Source organism: Fimbriimonadaceae bacterium, assembly GCA_019638775.1.
Lineage (GTDB): Bacteria > Armatimonadota > Fimbriimonadia > Fimbriimonadales > Fimbriimonadaceae > JAHBTD01.
On record JAHBTD010000044.1, the window covers coordinates 1 to 8403 of the forward strand.

An 8403-nucleotide genomic window follows, 5' to 3' on the forward strand; every position below is an offset into this window, starting at 1 on the left:
GCTCGTGGTCTCCCGCCTGACCAAACGGCTCCGTCACCTTCAAATGGACGGCTTTGCCTCCTACTACGAGTATGTGACACAGGACGACAGCGGCGAAGAGTTCACACGCATGCTGGATCTTCTGTCGACCAACAAGACGGATTTTTTCCGCGAGCCCAAACATTTCGATTTCCTGCGGGAGCGCATCCTACCCACGTTGGAAAAAGAGAAGCAGATCCGCATCTGGTCATCCGCCTGCTCAACCGGCGAAGAACCCTACACCATCGCGATGACCCTGTACGAAAGCGTCCGTACCCCGGAGCAATGGAACTTTCAGATTCTTGCCTCGGATATCTCGACTCGTGTCTTGGCACATGCCGCCAAGGGACTGTACGCGGAGGAGCGGGTACGGGAAGTTCCGGCAGAGATCGTGAAACGGCATTTCCTCCAGGGACGCGGAGACAGTGAGGGGCTCGTGAAGGTCAAGCCGCATCTCTCGGGAATCATCAAATTCCGCCGGCTCAATCTGATGGACGATCGGTTCCCCATCAAGGCCCCGCTCGACCTGATCTTCTGCAGAAACGTGATGATCTACTTCGATCGCCCCACACAGGAGCGCCTGGTGAACAAGTTCTATCATCACCTCAAGCCGGGCGGATATTTGTTCATCGGGCACTCGGAAAGCCTGCAGTGGGTCTCCCATCCCTTCAAATCAATTGCCCCGACCATCTACTGGAAGGAAGCCTGACCGAGATGCCCGCTATTGACACCGATACATTTTCTCATATCCGCCGGATGCACGATCGCCGGTTTCCTCACGAAATCGCCTGCATTCTGCCGGGTGAATTTTTCGTGAGCCGGGAACCGATGGTGGTCTATACCGTCCTCGGTTCCTGTATTTCCGCCTGCATTCGCGATCCGATCGTCGGCGTCGGCGGCATGAATCATTTTATGCTTCCCGCACCGAAGGAACACCAATCCGGAGACTCCTGGGGCGGGGAGTCGACACGCTATGGCTCGTTCGCCATGGAACAACTGATCAATGAGATTCTCAAACGCGGCGGGGTGAAACATCGTCTCGAAATCAAACTGTTCGGCGCCGGGAGAATCTACGAAGGCAACATCGATGTCGGTGCCCGCAATACCGAATGGGTGCTGCAATTTCTGAAGACCGAAGGGTACGCCGTCGCCAAAAGCGATCTCGGCGACGTGTACCCCCGGAAGGTGTACTACTTTACGGATTCCGGTCGCGTGCTGATGAAAAAGATCGAACGGGTGAAGAATCGTACGATCTACGAGCGGGAGTCCGCCTACCAGCATCGGATCGCAGAGGAGCCGACGGCACAGCAGGGCGAGATCACGCTGTTTTAATATTCATCTATGGCGGTAGCCTCGTGCGGGAGGCACCAACGAGACCTGAGAGGTTTGACAATGGCGAAAGTGCGAGTCCTGACGATCGACGATTCCGCGCTGATGAGACAAGTGTTGGCTGAGCTGCTGTCGAAAGATCCCGACATCGAGGTCATCGGCAGCGCACCGGATCCCTATGTCGCCAGAGAGAAGATCAAGGCGCTCAATCCGGATGTGCTGACCCTGGATGTGGAAATGCCGAAGATGGACGGCTTGACCTTCTTAGAAAAGCTGATGCGGGGACGTCCTACACCGGTGATCATGGTCAGTTCCTTGACCGAGGCCGGCTGCGAGACCACACTCCGCGCGCTGGAGCTCGGGGCGGTGGACTTCATCACCAAGCCGAAGATCGATCTTCGCCAGGGCATGGACGACATCGCCGCCGACTTGATCGCGAAGGTCAAAGGCGCAGCCACCGCGTCGCTCCGACAGACGCCCGCGGCAGGCGCACAGACTGCTGTGAGGCCGACCCAACTGAACTCGGCCATGATCAAAACGACCGACATGATCATCGCGATCGGATCTTCGACCGGCGGGACCGAAGCCGTGAAGGAGGTCATCCAGGTGCTGCCACCCAATACCCCTCCGATATTGATCACGCAGCATATGCCTGAAAAGTTCACGAAAACCTGGGCCGATCGCATGAACGAACTCTGCCGCATCTCCGTGAAAGAAGCCGAAGACGGGGACAGCGTGTTGCCCGGTCATGCGCTCATCGCCCCCGGCAACTACCATATGACCTTGGTTCGCAGCGGTGCGCGGTATTCGGTGCGTATCAATCAGAACGAACCGGTGAACCGCCATCGCCCCTCGGTCGACGTCATGTTCGACTCCGTGGCCCAATATGCGGGAGGGAATTCGGTCGGTGTCATCCTGACCGGGATGGGCGGCGACGGCGCAAAGGGCTTACTCAAGATGAAACAAGCCGGAGCCTATACCATCGCGCAGGATGAGGCGTCCTGCGTCGTGTTCGGCATGCCCAAAGAAGCCATCAAGCTCGGCGCAGCCGACGTCGTGCGCCCGCTCAAAGACATTGCCGCAACCGTGCTGACTCATGTCACCCGTGCCTGATCCTTCACCTTTGCCGAAAAGGAGCCGGAATGAAAATCACGAAAGAAGTCAACAATCGCAAGGTGACCTTGAAGCTGGAAGGTAACTTTACATACACCCAGCGCAAACCGTTTCAGGAAATGCTGAAATCGGTCGCCGTGGACGGAGTCGACCAGATCGTCATCGATCTCTCTCAAGTGGCATTTCTCGACAGCGCGGCATTGGGGCTCTTGATGATTTCCCACCGCCAATTGCAGGCCGAAAAACGCACCCTGTCGCTGGCCTACCCGCAGCCCACGGTCCGGCAGATTATCGAGTTGGCCAATCTGCACAAGACGATTCCGCTGATCGATGCGGACGCGCCGTCGATGATTAAGAAGAGCGCCTGAGTCTGATCCGCTGTCATGGAAGGAGTCGGGCATGCAGATTACTGAACGGCGTGTCGGAAATGCCGTCATTCTCGACCTGGTCGGGGAGCTGACCTACGCCAACCGCGCGACCTTCAAGGGGGCGGTCGATCGCGTGAAATCGCGCGGGTGCCGCCAGGTGATCCTCAACATGCACGGGGTTCGATTTTTGGATAGTTCAGCACTGGGGACCTTGGCGCTCGTGGCGCAAAGCCTGAGCGGCACGCCGGGACGGATCGGGTTGCTGAACCCGCAAAGTTACGTGAAAGAGATCATCACCTTGGCCAATCTCCATCAAATGTTGCCGGTCTACCACTCGGAGCAGGACGCCATTGCGGCAACCGACCTGCCCGCGGCCGGTTGAAAATTCTCAGGAGCAGTCTACGTGGGTGAGCCCGCACCGCAGAGCACACCGCCGGTCGACGTCGCGACGGCACCCAAACCGGCGCCGGTGATTTTACTCGTCGACGACGACGAAATCACCAGGATCGGCATGGCCGGCCGGTTAAAGCGTTTGGGGTATCGTGTAATCGAATCCGTCGATGGAAGCGCCGGATTGGCCGCCATCCGCGCGCACCGACCGGACTTGGTGATCCTCGATTGGATGATGCCGGGCATGGATGGGCCCAGTGTCTGTGAAGCGATTCGTGCGGACCCGGAGTTACGATCGAGTCAGGTCGTACTCATGACGGCGCATGACCGGCCTGAACAGATTGCCGAAGGCCTCTCGCGCGGCGCCGACGATTTTCTCAGTAAAGCCGCCAGCAAGCAGGAAGTCTTGGCGCGAGTGCAGGCCAGCCTCCGGTCCAGCGCTCTGGTCCGTGAAATTGAGCGCACCCGGGACGATCTGGATCGGTCGCACAAACTCCTCTCCGCCAAACAGCATGAGCTGGAGAACGAGCTCCAGTCGGCCGCAGCCTTCGTGCGCGCGCAACTCCCGTTGCCGGGGATTCCGGCGCCGGGCATCGCCATGCACTGGGCCTATCAACCGTCCCTCGCCTTAGGCGGGGATCTCTTCCAGGTCTGTCCCTGGGGGGCGGATGCGCTCGGGTTGTATATTCTCGATGCGTCCGGCCACGGGGTCGCCGCAGCGCTGCGCGCGGTGGGACTCATGAGTTTTCTCCGTGAAGACAACCTCGTGAAAGTCGTGGGCAGCTTCGATCCCGGAGCGATCATCAACGAAGCCAACCGCCGTTTTCCGTTAAGCCAGGACGGCGAGTATTTTACTCTGTGGGTGGGCCGCCTCGATCTCACGTCATATGAATTGTCGTATGCCACGGCGGGCCATAGCGGCGCATTTCTGCATGCCGCCAACGGTGACTCCCGATGGCTGGCCTCCGCGAGCCTGCCGTTGGGATTCGATCCAGCCTCGACCTTCGAAAGCGCCCGCACACAATTACAACCGCACGACCGCCTCTACCTGTTAAGCGACGGTATTTACGAAGCGCCGTCGACGACCGGCGAACTCTGGGGCAGGCCTCGCCTGCAAGCCACACTCGAAGAGCATCGCACCGCCGGCCTGGTTCACAGCATTACGGAAACCATGGCCATCGCCCACCAATGGCTGGGCGGAGACATCTTTCCCGATGATGTCGCGCTGCTCGGGCTGGAAATCCAAGACCGGTCGACCGCGCACGAGGGGAGGAGCTAGTGGAATCTCAATCGATCATGGACCTGACCGCCGCGCTCGATCGGTTGGACGGGGACCAGGAACTGTTTGTCACGCTGGCCGAGCTGTTCGTCGAACGGACTCCGCCGGCGCTCGCCGCCATTCAGGCGGCGACGACCGCAGGCGATCTCCCGACTCTGATCAAGGAAGCCCACAAGTTGAAGGGGTCGGCCATGGAGTTCTGTGCCAAACCGACGGTGGCCTCCGCAGCCCACCTCGAAGAAGCCGCGCGCAAGGCCGCCGTACAGGAACTTGCCGCACTGGTCGAACAGGTGCAGGCAGAAGCGGGACGCCTCACGGCGGCGCTGGCGACAATCATCGAAAAAGGATTTCCGACATGAGCGTGCCGGAGTCCTTCCGCACCCTCTTGGCCGTCGTCCCCGATTCCGAGGTCTTGGCCCTCATCCTGGAACAGGCACAGGCTCGCGACATCTCTGTCGTCACCGCTCCGGACCCGAAGGCGGCGCTGGCCATGGTGGAGATGGCATTACCCGAGCTCGTCATCACCGACCTGTTCTTACCGGAACGCAGCGGGCTCTTGCTCGTTCAGCACATGCGAACACGATGTGCCACCACGGCAATTGTCGCTTCGGCCGACACCGCGGATGAGGGGACGGTCCTCGAGGCCATGCGTGCCGGCGCCACAGACTACGTTCCTCGACCGACCGGTGCCAAGGAAATCGGACTGGCGTTGGATCGAGCGATCCAACGGCAACCCCGCCCGGTGGAGGCGATACCGGGCATCGAGCAACTGGACTACCGTCTGACCATCGGCACCGATCCCCACCACGTCGAAGCCTGCGTGACCTGGTTGATCGAGCAAACAGCCAATAAGCTCCCGGAATCCCAGCGACTGCACCTCCGGGCCACGCTGATCGAACTCATCGTCAACGCCGTGGAACATGGCAGCCTGGAAATCCAGTATCACGAGAAACACCAGGCGCTCAGCACCGACCGATTCGATGCCTTGATCGAGGCGCGCCGGCGTGACCCGCGTTTCGCCGAACGTCGCGTGGTCGTTCGGGCCGGGCACGACCTCCGCCGCCGCCGACTCCACTACGCGATTGCGGATGAGGGGAACGGGTTCACCTGGGACCGCTTTCTCACGAAGAGCGACCAGCCCTGCGACAGCCGTGACGCCAATGGACGCGGGGTCTTTCTCGCCAAGGCGTTCTTCCCCGATTTGACCTATAACGAACGCGGCACGCAGGTGACCTTCTCCGTACCGCTGCCGTAAGCACCGCCGCTCGCTGACTTGACGCGTCTCCGCCCCGCAGTTTATCTTTCACCCCCTGAGACCCGCGATTCACCCCGATTCACCATGAGGCTCCGCATGATTCGTCCCGCTCACCTCGTGCTCTCCTGTGTCCTCCTGTCTGTCTTGACCGGTTGCGTCGGCGCGGAGTGGGTCCATCCGACGCGCCCGAAAGACCAGTACGCCCAGGACTACAACAAGTGTCAGGCCGACACCCTTCGCGATCCCAAGCTACAGCAGGGCATCCAACTGCTGATCATTCAAGCCACGGAACGGTGTCTACAGAAACAAGGGTGGAGGCTCGTCGAAAAAGAGTAACCGTTCCTCGCGTCGCTCTTGCCACCCGCCGACCACGTCCTCACACACTCTCCCTGCCCATGGCGATCCGTCTTGTCCGTCCTCACCGTCCTTTTTGTTGACGACTCGCCCGAGGTCCGCTATGTAATGAGGAGAGCCAGACCGCCATCGCAATACCATAACTGGAAGCCTACCCATGAAGCGTATTGACCTGATCGCCGGAGCACGACCGAATTTCATGAAAATCGCGCCGATCATCGACGCATTGCATGCCGCACAAAAGCGAGGCGGGGACGCCCTGCGCTACCGACTGATTCACACCGGCCAGCATTACGACAAGGCCATGTCGGGCAGTTTCTTCGAGGAACTGGGCATTCCCGATCCCGACATTAACCTGGAGGTGGGGTCGGGGACCCAGGCCGAGCAGACCGCTGGCATCATGGTGGGCTATGAAAAGGTGCTGGCGAAAGACACGAGCGATCTCTGCCTGGTGGTGGGGGATGTGACCTCGACCATGGCCTGTTCGATCGTGGCTCGAAAAATGGGCATACCGGTCGCCCATGTCGAAGGCGGCATCCGCTCACACGACTGGACCATGCCGGAAGAGATCAATCGCGTGGTGACCGACTCGATCACCAATTGGTTTTTCACCACCAGCGATACGGCCAACGACAACTTGCGCCGGGCCGGTGTCCCCGAGGACCGTATCTTTTTCGTGGGCAACACCATGATCGACACCTTGCTCAAGCACGAGGGACGGTTGCGGCCCCCGGCCTGCTGGACAACCCTCGCGCTGAAACCGCAGCAGTACTGCGTGGTGACGCTGCATCGCCCGGCGAACGTGGACGGTGAGCACAAGTTGCTCGCCCTATTACAGGCCATTGCGGACGGCACGCAGGGCCTGCCGGTCGTCTTTCCCGTGCACCCGCGTACCGCCAAAAATCTTCGTGAAGCGGGCCAGGCACTCCCGTCGATGCACTACGTCGATCCGTTGGGCTATCTCGAGTTTAACTACCTCGTGAAACATGCCCGTGGCGTCATTACCGATTCGGGCGGAATCACGGAAGAAACGACCGTGCTGGGCGTGCCCTGCTTGACCTTGCGCGACAACACCGAGCGACCCGAGACCGTGACGATCGGCACCAACGAACTCATCGGTACCGACCCCGGCAAACTTCCGCCAGCCTTAACGCGCTTGATGGCCGGGCAGTGGAAGAAGGGCGCGATTCCACCGAAATGGGACGGGAAAGCAGCGGAACGAATTGTGAAGCAGCTGGAGAAAGTCCTCGCATGACGGAACAGGAAAGTCCGGTAGCACAGGAAGCAACACGGACTCTCGACCTCAGTGTCTCTCCCGTGTGTCGTCATGAATATTAGGTTGCATCCGCATGCCAGAGGTCGATTGGAGGAACGAGGAGCAACGGAGGAAGATGTCCGGCTCACGGTCGAAAACGGCGAGCGCTTCGCTGCAAAATACGGTAGAGCCGGCTTCCGTCGCAACTTCCCCTTTGACCGTGAGTGGATTGGCAAACACTATGCAACCAAACAGGTTGAAGCCTATGCGGTGGAAGAGCAAGGTTGGCTGGTCATCACTGTCGTGGTCAAATTCTTCTGAAGAAGGAGAACGTATGAAGCTCAGCTACGATGCGAAATACAATATTGCGTATCTGCGTTTGCACGAAAAGACGGAACATGTCATCACTATTAAAGTCAGCGATGAGATGAACATCGACATGGCACCGGATGGCACCGTCTACGGAATCGAACTGTTGAATGCGAAGGAACAATTGGCGGATGACCATGGCGCCCTGATCGTGGAATCGGAAGGGCAGCGGCGTGAAATTCCACTGACGGCATAAGCGATCCTTGACCTTGCGCGACAACACCGAGCGACCCGAGACCGTGACGATCGGCACCAACGAACTCATCGGTACCGACCCCGGTAAACTTCCGCCGGCCTTGACGCGCTTGATGGCCGGGCAGTGGAAGAAGGGCGCGATTCCACCGAAATGGGACGGGAAAGCAGCGGAACGAATTGTCGCGCAGTTAGGAAGGCTGCTCCTCGGATCATGAGTACATTGCAATACTCACGAGCAGACTGACACCTCGAAGAGAGAGTAGTTGCATGATTTGCACTATCAGTGCATATTATCCGCATGTGGATTGCGAGGGAAGTTGAAGGGCTTATTCGGCGCATGGCGAAGCAGTTTCCCGCTGTGCTCGTCACCGGCGCGAGACAGACCGGCAAGACCTCTCTGCTGCGGCATCTCTATCCCCGTACCTCCTATCTGACTCTCGATCTCCCGGCGAATGCGGAAGCCGCGCGCACCGCACCC

General features: G+C 59.5%; 14 protein-coding genes. All 14 read left to right on the forward strand.

The genetic code is table 11. The annotated features are described in order from the left end of the window. Nucleotides 1–727, forward strand: a 727-nt coding sequence (locus KF784_18965) for a protein-glutamate O-methyltransferase (protein MBX3121147.1), incomplete at its 5' end; no start/stop codon positions are given. 5 nt (nucleotides 728–732) lie between these two features. Further along, on the forward strand, nucleotides 733–1350 hold the full coding sequence (cheD, locus tag KF784_18970) for a chemoreceptor glutamine deamidase CheD (GenBank protein MBX3121148.1): 618 nt from the start codon (nucleotides 733–735) through the stop codon (nucleotides 1348–1350). A gap of 60 nt (nucleotides 1351–1410) precedes the next feature. Beyond that, nucleotides 1411–2460, forward strand: a complete 1050-nt coding sequence (locus KF784_18975) for a chemotaxis response regulator protein-glutamate methylesterase (GenBank protein ID MBX3121149.1) — start codon at nucleotides 1411–1413, stop codon at nucleotides 2458–2460. Nucleotides 2461–2489: 29 nt separating this feature from the next. After that, nucleotides 2490–2828: an STAS domain-containing protein gene (locus tag KF784_18980; GenBank protein MBX3121150.1), complete on the forward strand. Its 339-nt coding sequence runs from the start codon at nucleotides 2490–2492 to the stop codon at nucleotides 2826–2828. Between the two features lie 31 nt (nucleotides 2829–2859). Next, complete coding sequence (locus tag KF784_18985) at nucleotides 2860–3210, forward strand: STAS domain-containing protein (protein ID MBX3121151.1); 351 nt, start codon at nucleotides 2860–2862, stop codon at nucleotides 3208–3210. A gap of 21 nt (nucleotides 3211–3231) precedes the next feature. Continuing rightward, nucleotides 3232–4497, forward strand: coding sequence for a SpoIIE family protein phosphatase (locus tag KF784_18990; protein MBX3121152.1), 1266 nt, complete (start codon nucleotides 3232–3234; stop codon nucleotides 4495–4497). 17 nt (nucleotides 4498–4514) lie between these two features. After that, on the forward strand, nucleotides 4515–4856 hold the full coding sequence (locus tag KF784_18995; GenBank protein MBX3121153.1) for an Hpt domain-containing protein: 342 nt from the start codon (nucleotides 4515–4517) through the stop codon (nucleotides 4854–4856). Further along, nucleotides 4853–5752, forward strand: coding sequence for a response regulator (locus tag KF784_19000; GenBank protein ID MBX3121154.1), 900 nt, complete (start codon nucleotides 4853–4855; stop codon nucleotides 5750–5752). Before KF784_18995 ends, KF784_19000 begins: the two co-directional genes overlap by 4 nt. Nucleotides 5753–5848: 96 nt before the next feature. Further along, nucleotides 5849–6088, forward strand: a complete 240-nt coding sequence (locus tag KF784_19005; protein MBX3121155.1) for a hypothetical protein — start codon at nucleotides 5849–5851, stop codon at nucleotides 6086–6088. 175 nt (nucleotides 6089–6263) lie between these two features. Beyond that, complete coding sequence (wecB, locus tag KF784_19010; protein ID MBX3121156.1) at nucleotides 6264–7361, forward strand: UDP-N-acetylglucosamine 2-epimerase (non-hydrolyzing); 1098 nt, start codon at nucleotides 6264–6266, stop codon at nucleotides 7359–7361. A 108-nt stretch (nucleotides 7362–7469) separates the two neighbouring features. After that, on the forward strand, nucleotides 7470–7682 hold the full coding sequence (locus KF784_19015) for a hypothetical protein (protein MBX3121157.1): 213 nt from the start codon (nucleotides 7470–7472) through the stop codon (nucleotides 7680–7682). Nucleotides 7683–7695: 13 nt separating this feature from the next. Further along, nucleotides 7696–7926 carry a DUF2283 domain-containing protein gene (locus KF784_19020; protein MBX3121158.1) on the forward strand — a complete coding sequence of 77 codons (231 nt, stop codon included), beginning with the start codon at nucleotides 7696–7698 and terminating at the stop codon, nucleotides 7924–7926. A 7-nt stretch (nucleotides 7927–7933) separates the two neighbouring features. Beyond that, a complete protein-coding gene (locus KF784_19025; GenBank protein ID MBX3121159.1) occupies nucleotides 7934–8140 on the forward strand; it encodes a UDP-N-acetylglucosamine 2-epimerase in 207 nt (68 codons plus the stop codon). An 83-nt stretch (nucleotides 8141–8223) separates the two neighbouring features. Beyond that, nucleotides 8224–8403 (forward strand): hypothetical protein (locus tag KF784_19030; GenBank protein ID MBX3121160.1); only part of this gene is annotated, 180 nt, incomplete at its 3' end.

Bases quoted from the DNA above. Each gene is read 5' to 3' on its own strand.
- cheD (MBX3121148.1), top strand. From the start codon at position 733: ATGCCCGCTATTGACACCGATACATTTTCTCATATCCGCCGGATGCAC.
- KF784_18975 (MBX3121149.1), top strand. From the start codon at position 1,411: ATGGCGAAAGTGCGAGTCCTGACGATCGACGATTCCGCGCTGATGAGA.
- KF784_18980 (MBX3121150.1), top strand. From the start codon at position 2,490: ATGAAAATCACGAAAGAAGTCAACAATCGCAAGGTGACCTTGAAGCTG.
- KF784_18985 (MBX3121151.1), top strand. From the start codon at position 2,860: ATGCAGATTACTGAACGGCGTGTCGGAAATGCCGTCATTCTCGACCTG.
- KF784_18995 (MBX3121153.1), top strand. From the start codon at position 4,515: ATGGACCTGACCGCCGCGCTCGATCGGTTGGACGGGGACCAGGAACTG.
- KF784_19000 (MBX3121154.1), top strand. From the start codon at position 4,853: ATGAGCGTGCCGGAGTCCTTCCGCACCCTCTTGGCCGTCGTCCCCGAT.
- KF784_19005 (MBX3121155.1), top strand. From the start codon at position 5,849: ATGATTCGTCCCGCTCACCTCGTGCTCTCCTGTGTCCTCCTGTCTGTC.
- wecB (MBX3121156.1), top strand. From the start codon at position 6,264: ATGAAGCGTATTGACCTGATCGCCGGAGCACGACCGAATTTCATGAAA.
- KF784_19020 (MBX3121158.1), top strand. From the start codon at position 7,696: ATGAAGCTCAGCTACGATGCGAAATACAATATTGCGTATCTGCGTTTG.